Origin of the sequence: Phyllobacterium sp. 21LDTY02-6 (assembly GCF_023554255.2) — a bacterium.
Taxonomy (GTDB): Bacteria; Pseudomonadota; Alphaproteobacteria; order Rhizobiales; family Rhizobiaceae; genus Phyllobacterium.
On the sequence record NZ_JAMJWD020000004.1, the window covers coordinates 24,217 to 44,131 of the forward strand.

General features: G+C 64.9%; 21 protein-coding genes. 10 read left to right on the forward strand and 11 right to left on the reverse strand.

Annotation, left to right across the window (positions count from 1 at the left end; all coding sequences use genetic code 11):
* Positions 1–33: 33 nt before the first annotated feature.
* From M8997_RS14255 to M8997_RS14265, 3 genes are all read right to left on the reverse strand, one after another.
* Entirely contained in the window at positions 34–1,275 is a 1,242-nt protein-coding gene (locus M8997_RS14255; protein ID WP_256473335.1) for a DNA-packaging protein, read from the reverse strand.
* Positions 1,205–1,735: a hypothetical protein gene (locus M8997_RS14260; protein WP_250014646.1), complete on the reverse strand. Its 531-nt coding sequence runs from the start codon at positions 1,733–1,735 to the stop codon at positions 1,205–1,207. Before M8997_RS14260 ends, M8997_RS14255 begins: the two co-directional genes overlap by 71 nt.
* A 240-nt stretch (positions 1,736–1,975) precedes the next feature.
* Positions 1,976–2,605: a LysE family translocator gene (locus M8997_RS14265; protein ID WP_250014648.1), complete on the reverse strand. Its 630-nt coding sequence runs from the start codon at positions 2,603–2,605 to the stop codon at positions 1,976–1,978.
* A 226-nt stretch (positions 2,606–2,831) separates the two neighbouring features.
* Here M8997_RS14265 and M8997_RS14270 point away from each other — a divergent pair, with 226 nt between their 5' ends.
* From M8997_RS14270 to M8997_RS14280, 3 genes are read left to right on the forward strand one after another with little or no spacing between them, the layout of a single operon-like run.
* Positions 2,832–5,009, forward strand: coding sequence for a transglycosylase domain-containing protein (locus tag M8997_RS14270; protein ID WP_371929585.1), 2,178 nt, complete (start codon positions 2,832–2,834; stop codon positions 5,007–5,009).
* 20 nt (positions 5,010–5,029) lie between these two features.
* Positions 5,030–5,614: a DUF1214 domain-containing protein gene (locus M8997_RS14275; protein WP_250014651.1), complete on the forward strand. Its 585-nt coding sequence runs from the start codon at positions 5,030–5,032 to the stop codon at positions 5,612–5,614.
* The gene (locus tag M8997_RS14280; RefSeq protein ID WP_250014652.1) at positions 5,607–6,152 is read left to right on the forward strand and encodes a DUF1254 domain-containing protein; all 546 of its coding nucleotides are present in this window, start codon (positions 5,607–5,609) and stop codon (positions 6,150–6,152) included. The genes M8997_RS14275 and M8997_RS14280 overlap by 8 nt, the downstream gene beginning before the upstream one ends.
* Before the next feature lie 20 nt (positions 6,153–6,172).
* On the opposite strand, the gene M8997_RS14285 is transcribed toward M8997_RS14280, so the two are convergent.
* Entirely contained in the window at positions 6,173–7,123 is a 951-nt protein-coding gene (locus tag M8997_RS14285; RefSeq protein WP_250014653.1) for a cyclase family protein, read from the reverse strand.
* Positions 7,124–7,259: 136 nt separating this feature from the next.
* Here M8997_RS14285 and M8997_RS14290 point away from each other — a divergent pair, with 136 nt between their 5' ends.
* The 3 genes from M8997_RS14290 to M8997_RS14300 all read left to right on the forward strand — a co-directional run bounded on the left by M8997_RS14290 (position 7,260) and on the right by M8997_RS14300 (position 11,176).
* Positions 7,260–8,306, forward strand: a complete 1,047-nt coding sequence (locus tag M8997_RS14290) for an ABC transporter ATP-binding protein (protein WP_250014654.1) — start codon at positions 7,260–7,262, stop codon at positions 8,304–8,306.
* Between the two features lie 112 nt (positions 8,307–8,418).
* Positions 8,419–9,441: a Fe(3+) ABC transporter substrate-binding protein gene (locus tag M8997_RS14295; protein WP_250014655.1), complete on the forward strand. Its 1,023-nt coding sequence runs from the start codon at positions 8,419–8,421 to the stop codon at positions 9,439–9,441.
* 28 nt (positions 9,442–9,469) lie between these two features.
* Positions 9,470–11,176, forward strand: a complete 1,707-nt coding sequence (locus M8997_RS14300; protein ID WP_371929586.1) for an ABC transporter permease — start codon at positions 9,470–9,472, stop codon at positions 11,174–11,176.
* A gap of 34 nt (positions 11,177–11,210) precedes the next feature.
* Here M8997_RS14300 and M8997_RS14305 read toward each other — a convergent pair whose 3' ends face one another.
* Positions 11,211–11,894 carry a helix-turn-helix domain-containing protein gene (locus tag M8997_RS14305; protein WP_250014656.1) on the reverse strand — a complete coding sequence of 228 codons (684 nt, stop codon included), beginning with the start codon at positions 11,892–11,894 and terminating at the stop codon, positions 11,211–11,213.
* Positions 11,895–12,029: 135 nt separating this feature from the next.
* Between M8997_RS14305 and M8997_RS14310 the strand changes: the two genes are divergently transcribed.
* Positions 12,030–12,650, forward strand: coding sequence for a glutathione S-transferase family protein (locus tag M8997_RS14310; RefSeq protein ID WP_250014657.1), 621 nt, complete (start codon positions 12,030–12,032; stop codon positions 12,648–12,650).
* Between the two features lie 80 nt (positions 12,651–12,730).
* Here the strand turns inward: M8997_RS14310 and M8997_RS14315 are convergent, their stop codons facing one another.
* Positions 12,731–12,889 carry a hypothetical protein gene (locus tag M8997_RS14315; protein WP_250014658.1) on the reverse strand — a complete coding sequence of 53 codons (159 nt, stop codon included), beginning with the start codon at positions 12,887–12,889 and terminating at the stop codon, positions 12,731–12,733.
* Between the two features lie 214 nt (positions 12,890–13,103).
* On the opposite strand from M8997_RS14315, the gene M8997_RS14320 reads away from it, so the two are divergent.
* Entirely contained in the window at positions 13,104–14,042 is a 939-nt protein-coding gene (locus M8997_RS14320) for a DUF2336 domain-containing protein (RefSeq protein WP_250014659.1), read from the forward strand.
* Here the strand turns inward: M8997_RS14320 and M8997_RS14325 are convergent, their stop codons facing one another.
* The 3 genes from M8997_RS14325 to M8997_RS14335 are packed head-to-tail and all read right to left on the reverse strand — an operon-like array spanning position 14,043 to position 17,152.
* Complete coding sequence (locus tag M8997_RS14325) at positions 14,043–14,396, reverse strand: DUF1491 family protein (RefSeq protein WP_250014660.1); 354 nt, start codon at positions 14,394–14,396, stop codon at positions 14,043–14,045. It lies immediately after the preceding gene.
* A gap of 13 nt (positions 14,397–14,409) precedes the next feature.
* Positions 14,410–15,300: a peptidoglycan-binding protein gene (locus M8997_RS14330; protein WP_250014661.1), complete on the reverse strand. Its 891-nt coding sequence runs from the start codon at positions 15,298–15,300 to the stop codon at positions 14,410–14,412.
* Positions 15,275–17,152, reverse strand: a complete 1,878-nt coding sequence (locus M8997_RS14335) for an ATP-binding protein (RefSeq protein ID WP_250014662.1) — start codon at positions 17,150–17,152, stop codon at positions 15,275–15,277. The genes M8997_RS14330 and M8997_RS14335 overlap by 26 nt, the downstream gene beginning before the upstream one ends.
* 371 nt (positions 17,153–17,523) lie before the next feature.
* On the opposite strand from M8997_RS14335, the gene M8997_RS14340 reads away from it, so the two are divergent.
* Together M8997_RS14340 and M8997_RS14345 are read left to right on the forward strand one after the other, a co-directional pair.
* Positions 17,524–18,030 (forward strand): DUF5330 domain-containing protein, encoded by a 507-nt coding sequence (locus M8997_RS14340; protein ID WP_250014663.1) that lies wholly within the window; start codon positions 17,524–17,526, stop codon positions 18,028–18,030.
* Positions 18,031–18,101: 71 nt separating this feature from the next.
* A complete protein-coding gene (locus M8997_RS14345; RefSeq protein ID WP_250014664.1) occupies positions 18,102–18,545 on the forward strand; it encodes a SufE family protein in 444 nt (147 codons plus the stop codon).
* Positions 18,546–18,552: 7 nt separating this feature from the next.
* Here the strand turns inward: M8997_RS14345 and M8997_RS14350 are convergent, their stop codons facing one another.
* Positions 18,553–19,356, reverse strand: a complete 804-nt coding sequence (locus tag M8997_RS14350) for a DUF6456 domain-containing protein (RefSeq protein WP_250014665.1) — start codon at positions 19,354–19,356, stop codon at positions 18,553–18,555.
* Positions 19,356–19,805: a helix-turn-helix domain-containing protein gene (locus M8997_RS14355; protein ID WP_250014667.1), complete on the reverse strand. Its 450-nt coding sequence runs from the start codon at positions 19,803–19,805 to the stop codon at positions 19,356–19,358. Before M8997_RS14355 ends, M8997_RS14350 begins: the two co-directional genes overlap by 1 nt.
* Positions 19,806–19,915: the final 110 nt, after the last annotated feature.

The following is a 19,915-nucleotide window of genomic DNA, read 5'->3' on the forward strand; positions in this document are numbered from 1 at the left end:
TGAAATGGGTTCAGCCGGTGCGGGCCCGGCGTGTCAGACGACCCTGATCCTCGGCCCGTCGCCGCGCCGCGCGAACAATTCGCTCAAGGCCCAGACCAGCGCATCCACCCGGTCGGGCGAACGGCCGGCGGAAAGCCCGTCATGGGCGAAATCGCACATCTCGTCTTCGAGCGCCGGAAAGCGCGCCGCGTGGCGCACCCTGCCCTGCTCGTAGAGCGCCGCCACGGGCTCGGCCCGCAGCAGCTTGCCGCGGTTGGCGCGCACCGAGCGGACCGGCACGGCATCGTCCTGCGCGGCGATGACCGAAGCCACCATGTCGCCGCCCTGGTTGACCTCGGCGACGATCAGGTCGGCTTCCAGCCGATGATAGAGCGCGATCGCCCGCCGCGCCCATTCATGCGGCTTGGCCGGGGCGAAGGTCTCGTCGGCCAGCACCCAGCCGGTGCCGGTCTCGTCGATGCCCGCCGCGACGATGCCGCAGGCGTCCGAGCGATGCGTCGAACTTGCCGGCGGATCGAGTGCGACGACGATGCGGCGCAGTTCGGGCACGGCGCTGGAAAAGGCCTGTTCCATGGCGAGGCGCGACCACAGCGCGCCCGGCCGGTCCTCCAGCATCTCCGCATCGAGTTCCTGGCGGCCGAGCCGCGTATTGCCGTAGAGGCCGCGAATATGGCCGAGAAAGCCCGGAGCCAGGAATTCGCGATTGTCCTCGGTCCGCATGCGCCGCACCGCGACGGACCCGTCCGCCAGCAGTTTCTTCAGAAGCGGCAGCGGACGCGGCGTCGTGGTGATCATCTGGCGCGGCCGCCGGCCGAGGCGCAGGCCGAATTGCAGCATGTCCCAGGTCGCCTCGGCATGTTTCCATTTCGCCAGCTCGTCGCACCAGGCGGCATCGAATTGCGGGCCGCGCAGGCTGTCCGGGTCTTCCGAGGAGAACAGCGAGGCCGTCGCGCCATTCTGCCAGAGCAGCCGGCGCCGGGTGGCCTCGAAGCGCGGCCTTTCGCAGCGGGCGGCGGCCATGATGCCGGAGGGGCCGTCCACCATCACCTCGCGGGCATCGGCGAATGTCTCGCCGATGAGGGCAATGTGGCGATAGTGGCCCTGGCCGACGATGGCGAGCCCGTTGGCGATGCCGTTGACCCATTCGGCGCCCATGCGCGTCTTGCCGGAACCGCGCCCGCCAAGGACGAGCCAGGTATGCCAGTCATGCCCCGGCGGCAGCTGGCCCGGCCGCGCCCTCAGCGGCCATTCCCGCTCCACCTGCTGTATCTGCAGCGGGCTGAGATTGGCGGCGGACCAGCTCTTCGGCTCGAATATTTGCAAGATCGTCGATCCTTTCATCGATCCGGACCAGCGCGGCGCGCAGTTCCTCCGGGGCAAGCCCTTCGGCCGGCCGCGCCTGTTCGACAAACCTGTCCTTGAGGTCGTGCACCCGGTCTATGGTGCGGGCGAGCGATGCCAGCGCATCGAGCCGAGCCTTGCTGGACAGGCCGTCGCTGATCGTCGCCAGCCGGGAGAGCTCGTCATGCAGAAGCGCCATGATGCGCCCCGCCGCCTGCAACGGCCCATCGCGCGCCGCCTTTTCGAGCGGCAGGCCCTCGCGGGCCAGACCACGGCGGAACGTCTCCTCGCTCTGCCCGAGGATCAGCGCCACGCGCCGCGCCGTAATGTCATGGGAACAATAGAGATCATAGGCACTGCGTCGCCGCAGCCGCATGGGAATGGAATTTTTCATGTGACGAACCCGTGGATTGAGCCAGCGCGACGCGCTGGTTGTGGGTTGAGCCAGCGCGGCGCGCTGGCAGGGATGGTGGTCTGGCTTGTATTTCGCGGGGTGGTTCGTGGGCTTGCAGGACTGTCGCCCTGCCCCATCGAGAGGCAGCAAGATCATCAGCTACAATTCCGACGATGACCAATATCTACCGGAGGACCGTTACGCAGTCAAGGACTATTTTCCTACTATCCGAAATAATTCTTAAGCTGCGCGTTTGAATCCGGCGGCGAGAATGCCGGCGCCGATCATCAGCGAGCCGCCCGTGCGGTTGACGATGCGCTGGATGCGCGGCTTGCGGATCGTCTGGCGCGCCATCGAGGCCATGAGCGCGTAGAGCCCGGCATTGAGCGTTGCGAGCACCAGGAACGTCGCCTCGAAAATGGCCATCTGGGCGAAGATCGGCCGAGTGGTGTCGAGAAATTGCGGCAGGAAGGCAACGAAGAAGATGATGCTCTTCGGATTGAGCGCCGTCACCACATAGGTGTGGAGGAAGATGCGCGATGCCTTTTCGTTCCGCGCCTGCCCCTCCTCTACCTGTGGTTGCCCCACCGGCGCGCGCCACAGTTTGACGCCGAGATAGACGAGATAGGCCGCGCCGATCCATTTCAGCGCCGTGAACACCGCCGCGGAGGTTGCAAGCAGCGCCCCGAGCCCCAGCATCGAGGCCGTCATTGCGGTGAAATCGCCGAGCGCGACACCCGCGACGGTTGCGGCCGCAAAGCGCTTGCCATGGCCGAGCGCATAGGAGATGACAAGGAGAATGGTCGGTCCCGGTATCGCCAGAAGGACAGCGGATGCGGCGACGAATGCCAGCCAGTGCTCGATCGACATGAAATCTCTCCCTGTTCCCTGATCCGAGCAATCCACCGGAAAATCGCGATTGCAAGCGGAAAATCGCGCCGGGCGTCTATTTCGGCGGCCGTGGCGCATCCCCATATCTCACTTGTCCCCCGCGATGAAAAAGCGTTAAACTTCAGCAGGGACGAAACGGCAGGCCAGCGCTGGAACAATCATATAAGAAGCTGTTAAGCGTGAATGGCTATTCTACCGCGAGTTGATGCAGGGCGGGCATAGAGTTTCGATGCAAGAGACCGAGCCAGATAAGAAGAACAAACGATTCAAGGTCTCGCCGCTGCTCGGGCTTGATGCCTGGATCGATTCATCGCTTTACGAGCTGCGCTTTCGCCTTGCCGAAATCTGGGAAGACCTGACGATCTTCTTCCGGCGTTTCCACGTCACCGGCTGGCGGCGCGCCATTGTCGAGCTTCTGGGCGAGACCTTCACATGGGGCACCGTCGGCGCGGTGCTGATGCTGACGCTGGCCCTGCCCGCCTTCCACGAAACCGAGAAGAACTGGCGCACCCGCGACGATTTCGCCGTGACCTTTCTCGACCGCTACGGCAACGAGATCGGCCAGCGCGGCATTCTCCACCGCAGCGCCGTGCCGATCGACGAATTGCCCGACCATGTGATCAAGGCGGTGCTGGCGACCGAGGATCGGCGCTTCTTCGACCATTTCGGCATTGATTTCCTTGGCCTTTCGCGTGCGATGACGGAAAACCTGCGGGCGAATTCTGTGGTTCAGGGCGGCTCGACCATCACCCAGCAATTGGCGAAGAACCTGTTCCTCACCAATGAACGCAGCCTCGACCGCAAGATCAAGGAGGCCTTTCTGGCGCTGTGGCTGGAGGCCAATCTGAGCAAGAAGGAGATCCTGCAGACCTATCTCGACCGCGCCTATATGGGCGGCGGCACCTTCGGCATCGCGGCGGCCTCGCAATTCTATTTCAACAAGAGCGTCAAGGACGTGAACCTTGCCGAGGCGGCGATGCTCGCCGGCCTGTTCAAGGCGCCGGCCAAATATGCGCCGCACGTCAACCTGCCGGCCGCCCGCGCCCGGGCGAACGTGGTGCTGACCAACATGGTCCAGGGCGCGCTGATGACCGAGGGCCAGGTGGTCGGCGCGCGGCGCAACCCGGCCACTGTCGTCGATCGCGGCAGGCTGGACAGCCCCGACTATTTCCTCGACTGGGCTTTCGACGAGGTGCGCAAGGTGGCGCAGGCCCTGCCGACGCATACGCTCGTCGTGCGCACCACGCTCGATACCGGCATCCAGAAGGCGGCGGAGGAATCGGCCGAATATCACCTGCGCCAGCATGGCAAGGAATATCACGTCGCGCAGGCGGCCATCGTCGTGCTCGAAAACAATGGCGCGGTGCGCGCCATCGTCGGCGGACGCGACTACGGCCTCAGCCAGTTCAACCGCGCCACGGCGGCGCAGCGCCAGGCGGGTTCCTCCTTCAAGCCCTATGTCTATGCGGCGGCGATGGAAAAGGGCCTGACGCCGAAGACGCTGGTTTCGGGCGGCGCGGTCTCCTGGGGCAACTGGTCGCCGCAGAATTATTCGCGGCAATATCTCGGCCGCATCGACCTGACGACAGCGCTGGTCAAATCGATCAACACCGTGCCGGTGCGCCTCGCCAAGGACTATCTGACCACGGCGCCGATCGTGGCGCTGGCGAAGGCGATGGGCGTCGAATCGCCCATCAGCTCGCACAAGACCATGGTGCTCGGCACCTCGGGCATGACAGTCATGGACCAGGCGACCGGCTATAATGTCTTTGCCACCGGCGGCCTTGCCGGCATGCGGCACGGCTTCACCCAGATCACCAGCCAGAATGGCGAGGTGCTGTGGGACTGGCGCCGCGATGGCCCCAAGCCGCGCCGCGTGCTCAGCGAAACGGCGGCCACTAACATGAATTTCATGCTGGCGCAGGTGCCCGAATGGGGCACGGGCCGGCGGGCGGCGCTGCCGATGACGCGGGTCGCCGGCAAGACGGGAACGACGCAGAGCTACCGCGATGCCTGGTTTGTCGGCTTCACCGGCAATTTCACCGCGGCGGTCTGGTTCGGCAACGATAATTTCACCCCCACCAAGGAATTGACGGGCGGCGTGCTGCCGGCGATGACCTGGCAGCGCTTCATGAATTATGCGCACCAGAACATCGACCTGAAGGCGATACCCGGCATCGATCCCACCCTGCCGAAGCAGGAAAAAGTGGCCACAGCGGCCAAGGAGAAAGGCGAGGAAGGCGAAGACGTCCTGAAAGCCGAGGAACGGCCGCGCCTCCTCTCCAACGCCACCGCCCAGGTGCTTCGCGAAATCGACCAGGCATTGAAAAAGGCGCCGAAATTGAAGCTCCCCATCACGCCCGCCAAAGTTTCGGCCCTTTGAAGCCAGTGCAGTTCCATTTCATGCTCCGCAACATCGCCCTTGCCCTCCTCGCCGTCGTGATCGCCCTTGGCGGCGGCATGGCCAGCGCCTGGTATGCCGTCAACCGCTTCGAGGGCTTCGGCGCGCTGACGGTCGGGCAATGGACCGCGCATCCGGATGCCGGAACGCCGATGTCCGATCCCTATGCCAAGGCCCGGGCCGCGCGCGAGGGCGCCTTCCCGCTCGGGTCGGCGGAAGGGCTCATCTTCTACGCCCGCGCCGACGATCAGGGCGCGCCGCTCGAACGCCGTTGCACCTACAAGATCAGCGGCCACAGCCCGAATTCGCGCTTCTGGACGCTACATGCCGCCGATCGCGGGCTGATCCCGATCGAGCCGGGGCGCGGCCGGCTGCCGGCGCTGCATTCCCGCCAGATCCTGCGCGATGCGGACGGCACGTTCACCGTCGAGGTGTCGCCGCTGGCGCAGCCCGGCAACTGGCTGCCGGTGGCGGGCGATGGGCGCATGGTGCTGGTGATGACGCTGTACGATACGCCCGTCGGCAGCAATTCCGGCCTGGTCGAGATGACCTTCCCGGCCGTGGCGAGGGTCGGCTGCGATGGGTAGACTGATGCGCGCCATCCTGTTCGGCCTCGTCGGCGCCGGCATCGTCCATATCGCCGTGGTGCTGCTCATCCCGCATTTCTCGGACCGCAATGCCTGGTCGCGCATCTCGGCCTATGGCGGAGACTGGACGTTCCACCGCATCCTGCGCAACGGCCAGAAGGGGCACCTGCCGCTGGCCATGGACCCGCTGATCGAGGCGAGCGCCTGCCGCTTCGACATCAGCGACCTGCCGGCCCATGTCACCGGCGTCGGTACGCTGCCCTACTGGTCGATCTCGGTCTATGACCGCAAGGGCGAGAACATCTATTCGATCAACGACCGCACCGCCATCGCCGACCAGCTCGACCTCGTGGTGGCGACGCCGCTGCAGGCCATCGAATTGCGCAAGTCGCAGCCGGTCTCGGCCGAAAACTCGGTCGTCATCGAGGCCGACATGGATGAGGGCTTCGTCGTGGTGCGCAGCTTCGTGCCGGACGAATCCTGGAAGGGCCAGGTCGATGCCTTCCTCGACAGCGCGCGCTGCACCCCGCTATTATAGGGACTGGCTCCTTCTCCCCGTCACGGCGTTGGCCGGAACACGCCGTTGGCGTCGCGTTTCAGCGGCGCGCTCTGCTGCGGCAGCGGTGCGCCCGGCGCGTCCTCGATAGTGACGCCTTCCGCCGAGCCGGCGGGCGCGATGGCGACGTAGCGGGCATAGCCGCCCGAGCCGCCGAGCGGCTTGGCATAGCCGATGGTGACGAGGGCGCCGGCCTCCGGCACCTTGTCGAGATTGGCGACGCCCTCGGCCTGCGCGAAATTATTGTGCATCAGCCAATGTTCGCCTTCGAGTGTCGGCGTCGTATCGGTGTCCAGCGGCTCATGGCCGTGGAACAGGATCTTGCGCTGCAGATGCAGGAATTTCAGCGCGTCGAGGCTGACGCCCGGGAACGGCTTGGCGTTGAAACGTTCCGCATCGGCCCATTTCTTGTACCAGTCGGACCGGACGAAGACGACCGATCCTTCCGGAATGGTGCCATGCTTCTGCTCCCAGGCCTCGATGTCCGCAACTTGCAGATGATAGCCATTGTCGCTGGCAACCTTGCCGCTAATGTCGATGACGACGAGCGGCCGCACGGCAAAGGTCGGCGGCAGGTCGCTGATCGTCGCGCCGCGCGGGTTCCAATGGGAGGGCGGATCGAGCTGGGTGCCGTACTGGTCCGTCGTCAATTCGTAGGAGGAGGCGACGAAACCGTGCTTCTCATAGGTGAATTCGTCCCCGGCCTTCACATAGCCCTCGATGTCCTTGCCGGCGACGGCCGGCTTGAACTTCGCATTGCCGAAGCCCGGCCAGACCGGCTGCACCGGCTCGAAAGCATGGGTGAGATCGATATATTTCGCCGATTTCAGCGCGCTGTCATAAAGCGGCCAGAGCGATTGTTCTTCCGCAAGGGACGAGACAGGCGACACGAGAAGCGCTATGGCAAGAAACCCTGCCCCGGCTTTGATTGCCCTGGCTGTATTCGAATACATGCTATCAACCCCCGATTGTCCAAGCTGCGAGATTTGCGAATTTTGAACGATGCGACAAGTAGAATCCTTTCGAATGTGGCCGGCGCGGCGCAAATAATTTGCCGGCATGCGCAAAGACATGGATGAAAGGCGACAGATGAAATCCTCAGTGCCGGAAACCGCGCTCGAACTCGTGGCGGTCAGCCGCAGCTTCGGGCGCAACGAAGCGGTGAAGGACGTATCGCTCGCGGTCATGCCGGGCGAGATCGTCTGCCTCGTCGGCCATTCCGGCTGCGGCAAGTCCTCGCTGCTGCGCATCATCTCGGGCATCGATCGCCAGGATCGCGGCGTGGTGCGCCTGCGCGGCAGGGAAGTGGCCGGGCCGGACGTGTTCGTCGAGCCCGAATTGCGCAATATCGGCTTCATGTTCCAGGATTATGCGCTCTTCCCGCATCTGAACGTCGAGGAAAACCTGCGCTTCGGCCTGCGCGGCATGGCGCGCAAGGAAATGGACCAGCGGGTGGCGATGATCCTCGATCTCGTCGGCCTCGGCGCGCTCACCGGGCGCTATCCGCACATGCTTTCCGGCGGCGAGCAGCAGCGCGTCGCGCTGGCCCGGGCGCTGGCGCCGGAGCCGGACCTGCTGCTCATGGACGAGCCCTTTTCCAATCTCGACCGCGGCCTGCGGGAGAAACTGCGCCACGACACGCTTTCCTTGCTGAAATCGCTCGGCACAACCGTCGTCATGGTCACCCATGATCCGGAAGAGGCGCTGTCGGCGGGCAACAAGGTGGTGCTGATGCGCGCCGGCGCCGTGGTCCAGTCGGGCAGCGCCTATGATATCTATGACCGGCCCGCCAGCGCCTATGCGGCGGATTTCTTCACCGCGTTCAACAAGTTACCCGGCACGGTGCGCCATGGGCGCATCGAAACGCCGATCGGCGCCTTCGCCACCGCCCTGCCCGAAGGCAGCAGCGCGACCGCCTATATAAGGCCGCATGAAATCGCCCTCGAAGCCGATGCCAACGGCGCGGGCACCATCCGCGAACGGCTGATGATGGGGGAGATTGAGCAACTCACAGTTGAGGTGCCTGGCCTCGCCGAACCCTTGCGTGTACGGCTGATGCAACGGCCGCCGCTCGATGTCGCCCGGGTCGCCATCAGGGTGCGAAACGAGGCGGTGCTGAGCTTCCCCCGCGACTGACCGCCGCGCCCGGTAACAGTTTCGTGATCGAACCACGGGTTCGCGAATTTAAGTTGACTGTAACCCTCATGTCTGATGGTCATCGGCGACCACAAACGGGAAACACACGACCATGATCAGACATACCATCCTTGCCGGTTTCGCCGCCGGTGTTTCCATTGCCTGCGCGGCGACGGCGGCCGGCGCTGCGGAAGTCAACATCTATACGACCCGCGAGCCCGGCCTTATCCAGCCATTGCTGGATGCCTTCACCAAATCCAGCGGCGTCGAGGTCAAGACCGTTTTCCTCAAGGATGGCCTGGCCGAGCGCGTCGCCGCCGAGGGTGCAAGCTCGCCCGCCGACCTGTTGATGGCGGTCGATGCCGGCAATCTGGTCGATCTCGTCGACAAGGGCGTCACCCAGCCGATCCAGTCCGAGGCGCTGACCGCCGCCGTGCCGGAGCAATTGCGCGATGCCGGTGGCCAGTGGTTCGCCCTTTCGGTGCGCGCCCGCGTGCTCTACGCCGCCAAGGATCTCGATCTTGCCGCCTTCAGCTACGAGGATCTGGCCGATCCGAAATGGAAGGGCAAGGTCTGCATCCGCTCGGGCCAGCATCCCTATAATACCGCGCTCTTCGCCGATTACATCGCCCATCACGGCGCCGCCGAGACCGAGAAATACCTCGCCGGCGTCAAGGCCAATCTCGCCCGCAAGGCAGGCGGCGGCGATCGCGACGTCGCCAAGGACATTCTCGGCGGCATCTGCGATATCGGCATCGCCAATTCCTATTATGTCGGCCTGATGCGCTCCGGCAAGGGCGGCGAGGAACAGGTGGCCTGGGGCAATGCGATCAAGGTCGTCCTGCCGACGTTCAAGGATGGCGGCACGCAGGTCAATATCAGCGGTGCGGCGCTGGCCAAGCACGCGCCGAACAAGGAAGCAGCGGTCAAGCTGCTGGAATACCTCGTTTCCGAGGAAGCCCAGAAGATCTATGCCGAGGCCAATTTCGAATATCCGGTGCGGGCGGGCGTTGCTGCCGATCCCATCATCGCCGGGCTGGGCGAACTGAAGATCGACAAGACGCCGCTCAGCGAGATCGTCAGCCACCGCAAGGAGGCCAGCGAGCTGGTCGACAAGGTCGGCTTCGACAATTGAGCTGGAATTGTCGGAACCGCAACGCATCATGAAAACGGTTTCGACAAACAGCGCCGCCGGGATCACCGCCGCCGGAATCACCCCGCCAGCCATGGCGAAAATCCGCGCCTTTCGCGGTTCCGGCAGCGGATGGCTCGCTGCCGGCGCCATCATCGCCCTAGCCGCGATCCTGCCCTTTGTGGCGCTCGCCCTGCAGGCGGTGCAAGGCTCGGCCGGGCTCTGGCCGCACCTGCTGTCGAGCATATTGCCGGTCGCGCTCCGCGATACGCTCATCCTGCTCGGCAGCGTCGCGGTCCTGACCGCGCTTCTCGGCACCACCCTCGCCTGGCTGGTGACGGCCTATGATTTTCGCGGGCGGCGCCTGCTCGAATGGGCGCTGCTGCTGCCGCTGGCGGTGCCGACCTATATCATCGCCTATGCCTATCTCGACCTGCTGCATCCGATAGGGCCGCTGCAAGGAGCGATCCGCTGGCTCCTCGGCTATGCCAGCCCGCGCGAATTCCGCCTGCCGGATATCCGCTCGACAGCCGGTTGCATCCTGCTGCTCAGCCTCGTGCTCTACCCCTATGTCTACATGCCGGTGCGGGCGATGTTCCTGATGCAGTCGTCGACGCTGCTCGAAGCCTCGCGCACGCTCGGCGTCTCGCGGCGCGGCATGTTCTGGCGGGTCGCCCTGCCGCTCGCCCGGCCCGCCGTCGCCGTTGGCGTCAGCCTCGCCCTGATGGAGGCGCTCAACGATGTCGGCGCCGCCGAATTCCTCGGCGTGCGCACCTTGACCGTCTCGATCTATACGACATGGATTACCCGCTCCGACCTGCCGGGCGCGGCGCAGATCGCTCTGCTCCTGCTGCTGCTCGTGGTGGCGCTGGTCTCGCTGGAGCGCTGGGCCCGCCGCCGCCAGCGCTATACGACGGGGATGCAGCGCTCGCGCCCGCTGGAGCCGCGCCGCCTGCCGGCGCTGGCCGGGTTCGGGCTGCTGCTGGCCGGGCTGCTGCCGGTGCTTCTCGGCTTTGCCGTGCCGGTCAGCCATCTTGCGGCCGAGGCCTTCGCGCGCTGGCAGTTTGCCGGGATTTCGCCGCGCATTTTCAGCGAGGCGCGCAATACGATCGTGCTGTCCTGCCTCGCGACGCTGCTGACGGTTGGCTGCGGGCTCGCCGTCGCCTATGCCTGCCGGGTCCGGCCGGGCCGGCTTGCCGCCACCGCGCTGCGCCTCGCCTCTTCCGGCTATGCGGCGCCGGGCACCGTCATCGCCATCGGCGTCCTGATCATCGCCGCCGGCACCGACCAGTTCGTCGACCGCATGGCGCAGGCCTGGCTCGGCGTCTCGACCGGTCTGGTGCTGATCGGATCGGGCGCGGCGCTGGTCTTCGCCTATGCGACGCGCTTCCTTGCAATTTCCGCCGGCAGCATCGATGCCGGGCTCGCGCGGGTCAATCCATCGCTCGACCATGCGGCGCGCAGCCTCGGCCGCACCGCGAACAATACGCTGTTCAGCGTGCACCTGCCGCTGACCAGGCCCGCCATCGCCGCCGGGGCGCTGCTGGTCTTCGTCGATTGCGTCAAGGAACTGCCGGCGACCCTGCTGCTGCGGCCGCTGAATTTCGAGACCTTCGCCACCCATCTCTATGGCGAGGCCGCGCGCGGCACCTATGAGGAAGCATCGATCGCCGCCCTCGCCATCGTCGCGGTCGGCATCCTCCCGGTCATCGTGCTGTCGCGCATCGGCAGGCGGTAGCCCCCTGAATGCCGATGTTCACACAACCCCATTCTCACGAGGGTGGATTGGCGGCGTGGATCATCGGGCAAAGGTCGAGCAATCTGCGCACCGCATCGCCATCGCCATCATCGTCGCAGGTGATGCTCGCCCGGCCTGTCTCGATGGCCTCAGCCAGCGAAATCCGCCCGGCGCGGATAGCATCGAATGTCGGCACGTCACAGGCGAGACGGGTCGCGCCCACAGGGATTTCGGCAACGCGTTCCGCATCGAGCGCGCCATCCGCCACGGCAATGCGGAAGATGACGCTGCCGAAATCCAGCGCGACAAGCAGCCTCGTATCGCCGGCGCGCCGCGCATCGAACAGCGCCCGCAGCGCCAGGATCAGCGAATTGGCGCTCATCGGCAGGCCGGACGGCATGGCGGGCGAGCGCGCCGCCCAGAGGCCGAGACTGCTGATCACCGGCCCGAGATCATAGCCCCAGGGCGTCAGTTCGTAGATCCATGATGCAGCCGGCGGCGGCAGCTTGCGCCGCACCACAATGCCGCTCGCCTCCATCTCCTCAAGCCGGTGCGTCAGCACATTGGCGCTGATCGTGCGCAGGTCCGCCCGCAGATCGGTGAAGCGCTTGGGGCCGAGCAGCAACTCGCGCGCAATCAGCAGAGCCCATCTTTCCCCAATGAGTTCAAGTGCATGCGCCGTGCCGCAGCCATCCTCATAGCTTCTCTTTCCCGACATTGGTCCTCTTTACATATTTTCTAGTTGCTATTTAGGACTAAATGGTATTCGAATTACACTATAGCGCAGATGGCCTACGCTGCAAACGTTGGGCCAGCAAACTTTGGGCGCTGCACATCTTGGGAGGAGCATGACGTGAAGCTTTATTATGCCGAGACGATCAATTCCGTGAAGACCTGCGCGGTGGCGCGCTATCTTCCGCTCGAAATCGAATATGCCCATGTCGATCTGGCGAAGGGCGAGCAATATTCGCCGCAATATCTCGCCATCAACCCCAATGGCAAGGCGCCCGCGCTGGTCGACGGCGACCTGCAATTATGGGAATCCAACGCCATCATGTGCCATCTCGCCATGAAGGCCGGCTCGGACCTCTGGCCGCAGGGCCATGACCAGGTGGAGATCCTGCGCTGGTTCAACTGGAATTCGGAACATTTCAGCCGCTATACCGGGACGATCTATTTCGAGAACCTGATCAAGCCGAAACTCGGCTTCGGCGAGCCCGACACGGCCATCGTCGCGGAGGCGAGCGGCTTTGTGCAGAAATATGGCGCCGTGCTCAACGAACATTTGAAGAGCCGCGACTATCTGGTGGCCGACCGGCTGACGCTGGCGGATTTTGCCGTGGCGACGACGCTGCCCTTTGCAACCGAAGCGCGTATTCCCATCGAGGCGTTCGACGCCATCAACCGCTGGTATGGGCGGCTGATGGAAATACCCGCATGGCGCGAGCCATTCCCGGCGCGGCAGGTCAATTAACGCTTGAAGCGGCAGGGCTGGCTGGCGCCCGAGATCGAGCGCCACGCAATAGTGCGGCCGAGGTTCGGATTTGCGCCGTCTCAGCTTGGCTGAGGCAATTTGTCGAAAAAGCCGTTGCGCAAATCCGGCTTGCTGCGGTTCGGCTTGCCGGCGGAAAGGCGCTCATAGCGCACGCCGGGGAAGATCGTGATCTCAGCCGTGACCTTGCCTTTGGGGGAAGGCCTGTTCCTGCGTCTCATGGCACTGACTGGAAATGCTATGACAAATCCCATCTTGCTGATCCGTGTGTGGTTGATCTCCTGAACTCTGCTGCTACGCGGATTCGTACCTTATGCCCTCTGCGCGATTTGCGCGATAATTTTATTACACACGCCGATGGTTAACGGCTTGCTAACGCTTCGGCGCTAATTTCAGCTACGGAAGCGTTGTTTTGCGTCGAGTTGGAGTGTGTTCGTGAAGTATCCTGAGTTTCGGGCGCTTGAAGACCGCAATGGCGGCAGCAAGGCTGACGATCTCCTGACCGCGTCCATCACCGCCTTTTCGAGCGTCGCGCGCCCGACCAGAAGCGACGCGCAGCAACTCGAGGATCTTGCCGTTCCGCTGCTCGCGCTCGTTTCCCCGCGCGTCCGCCGCCACGCCGCCGCCATCCTTTCCGAGCTTCCGCATGCGCCAAGGCGGCTGATCCAGACGCTGGCCCGCGAGGATGTCGATATCTCCGCGCCGCTCCTGCTGCGCTCCGCCGCCCTGTCGACCGGCGACCTCATTGAAATCATTCACGAAAAGGGCATTGCCCATGCCCGCGCCGTGGCGCGCCGCTCGGCGCTCGAGCCGGAGCTGGTCGAGATCCTCAGCGCCATGCGGGACAGCGCCATCGACAGGAGCCTTGCGCTTGCCGCCGAAGCCGAGCCCCACGAGGAAGCGGATACCGGCAGCGGCGAATCGGAGCGCCTGCGCCAGGCCCGCGCCGCCTTGAAGGCACTGGTACAGGCCGGCCAGCCAGCTGGATCAGGCGCGGCGAGCCTCGCCGACCGTCTCATCGATGCCGCGCTGCTCGACCAGACCGACCGCTTCCACAGGGAATTCGCCGAGGCGCTGGATCTCGATGCGGAAAGTGTCACCGGCATTGTCGGCCATGGGCTCAATGCCGAACTGACCATCGCCCTTGCCGCGCTCGGGCTGAGCGCCGAGGCGGCGCATCTGGTGCTTACGGGGCTGTTCGGGCTGGTGCACGAGGATCTGAACTCGCTGCGCCTCTTCGTGCATTCCTATCGCCAGATCGACCGGGAGAAGGCGCAATCCACCGTCCTGCGCTGGAAAACGCGCGAGCATTCGCGCAAATTGCGGCAGAAGCTCCAGGAAATGGCTGCCGCCGACGAGCGCCGCATATCCTGATCAATACTCCAGGTCGGTGACCGGGAAGAGATCGTCCCGCGCGGCGCGATAATCCTCGATCTCGACGATCCACAGATCGCGATCCCACCGCATCTGCCGCTGCAATTCGTCATCGACCTCCATTTCCGCCACGCCGGTCTTGACGAGCACGAAGATGCGCTCGTCCGGCTTGCGCTCGTCATAGGCGAGTTGCGGCGCGGGCCCGAAAAGGTCGTAGCTGCCATCCTTGTTGCGGAACTTGATGAAGATGGCGCCGGCTTCCGCCGCGCCCTTGTTGCCGAGCGCGGCAAAGGCACCGCTGTCATTGACGCGGCGCACAAGGGCGGCGACCCAGAATTCCGATGTCAGGCGCATCCCGGCCGTCCCGTCAATTGATCAGCCCGATTTCCTGCATCTTCGCCAGCAGCTTCGCATCCGGATCGCCGGTGACGGGCAGCCGGAACAGTTTCTGGAACTCGCTGACCGCCTCGCGCGTCGAATTGCCGACCTTGCCGTCTATCTCGACCTTGTCATTGCCGAAGGCGCGAAGGCCGGCCTGGACACGGACGATATCGGCGGGAGCAAGCCCGCCGCCGGCCGTGCCCGTGGCATCGTCGGCCTTGGCAGACACCTTCTGCACCGTCGCGCCGCCATCACCGGCGGGCGCGGCATCGGGCTTGCGCGCCGGAATGGCGATGCTCGCGGTCGTATCTTCCGGGCTGCCGACGGCGGGCTCCGCCTCGATGCCGAGTTCGGCGCTCGCCTTGCGGTAGGCTTCCATGGCGGCGCGGGTGCCCTTGCCGGAAATGCCGTCGACGGTACCGTGGTAGAAGCCGAGCTCGAGCAGCTTCTGCTGCAACTTCGCCACTTCCGGATCGCCGCCGGGGCCAAGCACGGGATCGCCGCCCGCATCGCCCCCATCGCCATTGATGGCGGCCGCGATCGCATCCTGGCTCTTCGGGATCGGCACCGAATTCACCTTGCGCACCGGCGCATCGACGGAGGATTGCCGCTTGTCGCCCTGCAGCGTCACCGGCTCCTGTTTCACCGGCTTGAATACGAGTTCCGGCCGGGTGCGGAAGAACACGCCCTCATGCACCTGCGGCTGATACCAGAGCGCATTGGCCGAAACGAAGCCGAGCGTAACGAGAAACGCCGTCGTACCGCCGGCAATGCCGGGATTGCTGGCGATAAGGCTTCCCGTTGCGATAAATGCCCTCGCCGCGCGGCCGCGCTTCGGGGCGCGCCGCTTGCTAGGCCGTTTTGCGGGCTTCCCCATGGGAACCTCCCTTCACATCGCTATCTACTTTGAATTCCACGATATTGCCGCCGGTTTGCCCCAAGGCGGCATTGCCGCCGGTATGCTCGATGACGGCGTCGTCCATGACGGCGGGGCAGGCCTGGCCGTCCAGCGGCAGGCGCACTTCCACCACGGTGCCACGGCCGGGCAGGCTGTCGATCTTCATCTCGCCGCCATGGAGATGCACGAGGCCCTTTACCGTCGCGAGGCCGAGGCCGGTGCCTTCCTGCTGGCGGGTATAGTCGTTCTGCACCTGGCGGAAGGGCTGGCAGAGCGTCGCAAGGTCGGCGGCGTCGATGCCGATGCCGGTATCGCTGACGACGAAGACCAGCGTGCCGTCCTCCACCTGCGCGTCGATGGTGACGACGCCGCCGGCCTCGGTGAACTTCACGCCATTGCAGACGAGATTGATCAGCACCTGCTGGATGGCGCGGCGATCGGCGACGACAGTGCCGATGCGCGGGCTGACCCGGTCGCACAGCGTGACATTCTTCTGCTGCGCCTGGTGGCCGAGCATGTCGCTGACCATGACGACCGCCTCCTTGAAGGCGAAGGGCTCGGCGGTGATCGGATAGGCGCCGGCCTCGATCCGCGAAATGTCGAGTATCGAATTGACCACCGACAGGAGATGATTGCCGGAGCGATGCACCAGTTCGACATATTCGCGCTGGCGGCTGTCCGGCAGCTTGCCGCATATTTCCTGCAGCAGGATATCGGAGAAGCCGATGATGGAATTCAGCGGCGTGCGCAATTCATGGCTGACCGTCGAAAGAAAGCGGCTCTTGGCGCTTTCCGCCGTCTCCACCTTGCTGCGCGCCACGGCCAGCGCATTGCGGTCAGCGACGGCCTGCGAAATGTCGCTGGCAACGACGAGGAACCCGCCTCCCCGGCTGCGCTGGACGGCGCAGAGCCGATAGGTGGCAAAGCGCACCCGGTGGGCATGCTCGCCCGTATCCGCCGGCGCGACACAGCGAAGCCGGACTTCGGCCGTCGCGCGCCCGGCACCATCCTTCAAATCGGCGAGGAAGCTCAGGTAATGCACGCGGTCGCCGACATGGACCCGCTCGAAAAGCGGCGTGCCGATGAGAAGATTGCGCGCAACGCCGAAATGTTCCTGCGCCGAGGCAGAGAGCGATTTCAACAGCCCGTCGGCGCCGAGGACGAGGCTGACGCCTTCCAGCGCCCGCTCCATGTCGGCGGCCTCGTCGGCGCGGCTGGCGGCGCTGGCGGCATCTTCGGCGATGGAGCGCGACAGCCGCGCGAGCACGAAGCCGCCATAGGCAAAGGTGCCGAGCAGCGCCGGGGCGGACAGGCCGACTTCGCCGCCATTGCCCGAGGCAACGGCAAGGAGCACGGCGGTCACCGCGCCGGCGGCCAGCAAAGACGGCAGCAGCATGCGCCGGCTGCGCTCGATGAAGCGGACTTCGAGCGGAATGGCGGCGGCCATGGTCCAGAGCATCAGATTGGCCGATGAAGCGCCGAGCGCTATTGCCGCCAGCGCCAGAGCATAGGTGGCAAGCGCGCCGAGCCCGACCGGACGATGGTCGCGGCAGGTCAGCAGCAGGCCGCAGAAGATCATAGGCAGCGCCAGGACGCCGAGCGCCAGCGTAACGACCTCCTCCGCGCCGATGGGCAGGCTGGAACCCAATGCAGCTGCCAATGCAGCGGCAAGCGCGCCGGCGAGCGCGACCGGCATGGCAAGGAACGCGCCGAACAGCCGCTGCCTCTGCGCGCGGATGGCGGCAGTGGCAGCCGATGCCCCGGCCCAGCGCCCGCAAAGACGCTGGTAGGAAGCGGCAATTTCGGATCGGTTGACGGAACTGAACGGCACTAATTTCTTCCTGCTTACCCGCCAATCCCGATCGATGAACCGGGGCTGGCGGTCATGTCCCGAATGTCGTCGCCAACATTCTCTTCGCCGTTAACCTTTGCAGACGAGGCTTTAAGGAAAGGATAAAACGCGGGTGCGGAACGGGGTTTCGGGCAATTGTGACGGGCATGGTAAATGAAGGGTTGCGCGCTTTGCCGCGTGCGGCGGCGAATCGCCCCGATCGCCGTTTTCGACCTCAGCGATTGTTAATCCTTGGTTTCTATCATGGCCCAAAAGCACTGAAAGCGCTCAACCGGTTCTTGCCGCCTTCCGTGCCAATATCCGCCGATGTCCGCAGCTATGGGCATTCTGTTTCAAGCCGTGGGGCCGACATGTTCTTCTTGATCAGGTTTGCGATCAAATTCTGCTTCTGGATGTGGCTCGTATCGCTGTTCATGCCGAATCTCGCCGGTGACGACAGCAAGGGGCCGGGAGCGATCGAAGCGCTGATCGCGGCGCAGGAGACGATCAGCGATCTCTCCGGCTTCTGCGAGCGCAAGCCCGACGCCTGCGCCACGGGCAAGGCGGCGCTTGCCGATGCGGGGCTGCGCGCCGGCGAGGCGGCGAAGGCGGGCTTCGACTATCTCGGCACGCAGCTTGCCGATACGCCGCCCGATCCGGATGCCGCCGTCGCCGCCGCCCATCAGGGCAGCGAAACGGCGCTGGACGGCGAAAGCCTGAAGGCCAGGCTGCGCGATGCGGCCATGCGCGAGATCATCTCATCCGCCAAACGGCAATATAATGCGGGCGCCGAGCATACGGGTTCTGTCAAGCCCACTCCCAGGCCCAGCCCCACACCCACTCCCAACCCCGGCCCAAAGCCCGTATCGGCCGAGTGATCGCCTGTTGCGATTTGAGGGGTGACCTTTGCGCTCGGCGTCACTATATGTGACGCAACAGGACGGATATAATGGCACAGACGATCGACGACATCATTGCGGATTTCGACTTCCTCGACGATTGGGAAGACCGCTATCGCTATGTCATCGACCTTGGCCGCGACCTCAAGCCCTATCCCGATGCGGCGCGCGACGCGCAGCACAAGGTCAATGGCTGCGTCAGCCAGGTCTGGCTGAAAAGCACCGTCGGCGATGGTCCCGACCCGACGATCGAACTGCTCGGCGATTCCGACGCCCATATCGTGCGCGGTCTCGTGGCGATCATGATGGCGCTCTATTCCGGGCGGCGGGCTTCCGAAATCCTCGCCATCGACCCCGAAGCCATCCTGCGCAAGCTCGGGCTCGACGAGAACCTGACGCCGCAGCGGTCCAACGGGCTGCGGGCCATGGTCGGCCGCATCCGGCGCGAGGCCGAAATGGTGCTGGGCGCGCAGCAAGGCGCCACCCAGCACTAGATCATCGTCAGCTGCGCGGCATTTGCGGCCGGTAATCGGCGGCACCCCAATGCAGCAGGGTTTTCGAGCGCCGCCCCGGTGCGGCCGGATGATAATGCCGGTCGAGCACGGCGAGCGCCGTCTTCAACACCACTTTCGCCGAACGCACCGGCCAGCTGCGTTCGCGCTCCACCATTTCCAGCCCTTTCAGGAAGCAGCAGATGTCGATCAGCACATCCGCCAGTTCCGGCCCCACCGCTTCCAGCGCCTGCTCGACCCGCTGGCGCGCGGCCAGCGCCGCATCCGTCGCTTCGAGCATGCCGTTGCGGCGCGTGCCGGAACCCGACGCGCTCCAGTCGACACCGATGGAAGGCAGCATCTGGCCAAGGGTGAAATCCTGCCGCAGCCGCTCGCCCGCCTTGAAGGCCTCCTCGCTGATCAGCGGCTGTCCGGTGGCATCCTTGCGGCTGCGAAGCAGGGTCAGCGGCGATTCCGCATCATTGGCGAGCACGAAGCTCGCGCCATCGTCGCGGGTCACGAACCTCTCCGCGCGGTGCTGGGCCGCGAAGGGATCCATGACGGCGGCGTAGCGGCGCAGCCATGCGCGCCCGGCCTTATTGGGCAGGATGGCATTGCCGGCGCGGGCAACCAGCCCACGGCTCAGCGCCGCCGCCAGGATGGCGGCATCGACGGCAAGGACGCCGTGATCCGCGCTCTCCAGCACCAGCCTGCCCGCCTGCGCCGTCGCCGCCGGCAATGCCCGGCCCTTGGCGATAAAGCTCAGCAGGCGCAACATCTTTCGCCGGTCGCCGGCGGGAACGGGACGCACCATCAAAATACCCTCCCCGTAGGGCTGAAGGCGACGCGGATGATGGCCTCGACGCGGCTGATGACGCGGTCGAAATCATCGTGCGAGCGCAGGTCCTCGATAAGATGGCAGGCATAGGAGACGGTGGTCTTGTCGCGTCCGAAAGCCAGCCCGACGCGCGGCATCGGCGTGGAGAGCGTGACATGCATCACATACATGGCGATCTGCCGCACGCGGGCTACGGGCAGGTCGCAGCGGCGGTTCGAGCGCAATTCGCGCCCGCTGACGTTGAAGAAGGCCGCCAATATGTCCATGAGGTAGTCGCATGCCTCGAACATCCTGTCGTCCGATTCGTCAATCCTGCCTCTGAGGGGCGATAGCGGCGCCTCCAGCGGAGGCAGGCCGATGCTCAATGCTACCCCGGGATCCGGCAGGGTTTCCGTGGGACAGGCGCGGCGCGATTTCGAAGACATTTCCACTCTCCTTCATAATAGGAATATCTTCTTATAAATCACCCCGCAACAGGAGGGATAAGTTTTTAGGCCTCTTCGCGGTAAGCTATTGGTATCGCTTCGATAAAATA

Excerpts from the sequence above, each read along its gene's own strand:
- M8997_RS14260 (WP_250014646.1), bottom strand. The coding sequence starts at position 1,735 with ATGAAAAATTCCATTCCCATGCGGCTGCGGCGACGCAGTGCCTATGAT.
- M8997_RS14265 (WP_250014648.1), bottom strand. The coding sequence starts at position 2,605 with ATGTCGATCGAGCACTGGCTGGCATTCGTCGCCGCATCCGCTGTCCTT.
- M8997_RS14270 (WP_371929585.1), top strand. The coding sequence starts at position 2,832 with ATGCAGGGCGGGCATAGAGTTTCGATGCAAGAGACCGAGCCAGATAAG.
- M8997_RS14275 (WP_250014651.1), top strand. The coding sequence starts at position 5,030 with ATGCTCCGCAACATCGCCCTTGCCCTCCTCGCCGTCGTGATCGCCCTT.
- M8997_RS14280 (WP_250014652.1), top strand. The coding sequence starts at position 5,607 with ATGGGTAGACTGATGCGCGCCATCCTGTTCGGCCTCGTCGGCGCCGGC.
- M8997_RS14285 (WP_250014653.1), bottom strand. The coding sequence starts at position 7,123 with ATGTATTCGAATACAGCCAGGGCAATCAAAGCCGGGGCAGGGTTTCTT.
- M8997_RS14290 (WP_250014654.1), top strand. The coding sequence starts at position 7,260 with ATGAAATCCTCAGTGCCGGAAACCGCGCTCGAACTCGTGGCGGTCAGC.
- M8997_RS14295 (WP_250014655.1), top strand. The coding sequence starts at position 8,419 with ATGATCAGACATACCATCCTTGCCGGTTTCGCCGCCGGTGTTTCCATT.
- M8997_RS14300 (WP_371929586.1), top strand. The coding sequence starts at position 9,470 with ATGAAAACGGTTTCGACAAACAGCGCCGCCGGGATCACCGCCGCCGGA.
- M8997_RS14305 (WP_250014656.1), bottom strand. The coding sequence starts at position 11,894 with ATGTCGGGAAAGAGAAGCTATGAGGATGGCTGCGGCACGGCGCATGCA.
- M8997_RS14315 (WP_250014658.1), bottom strand. The coding sequence starts at position 12,889 with ATGAGACGCAGGAACAGGCCTTCCCCCAAAGGCAAGGTCACGGCTGAG.
- M8997_RS14325 (WP_250014660.1), bottom strand. The coding sequence starts at position 14,396 with ATGCGCCTGACATCGGAATTCTGGGTCGCCGCCCTTGTGCGCCGCGTC.
- M8997_RS14330 (WP_250014661.1), bottom strand. The coding sequence starts at position 15,300 with ATGGGGAAGCCCGCAAAACGGCCTAGCAAGCGGCGCGCCCCGAAGCGC.
- M8997_RS14340 (WP_250014663.1), top strand. The coding sequence starts at position 17,524 with ATGTTCTTCTTGATCAGGTTTGCGATCAAATTCTGCTTCTGGATGTGG.
- M8997_RS14345 (WP_250014664.1), top strand. The coding sequence starts at position 18,102 with ATGGCACAGACGATCGACGACATCATTGCGGATTTCGACTTCCTCGAC.
- M8997_RS14350 (WP_250014665.1), bottom strand. The coding sequence starts at position 19,356 with ATGGTGCGTCCCGTTCCCGCCGGCGACCGGCGAAAGATGTTGCGCCTG.
- M8997_RS14355 (WP_250014667.1), bottom strand. The coding sequence starts at position 19,805 with ATGTCTTCGAAATCGCGCCGCGCCTGTCCCACGGAAACCCTGCCGGAT.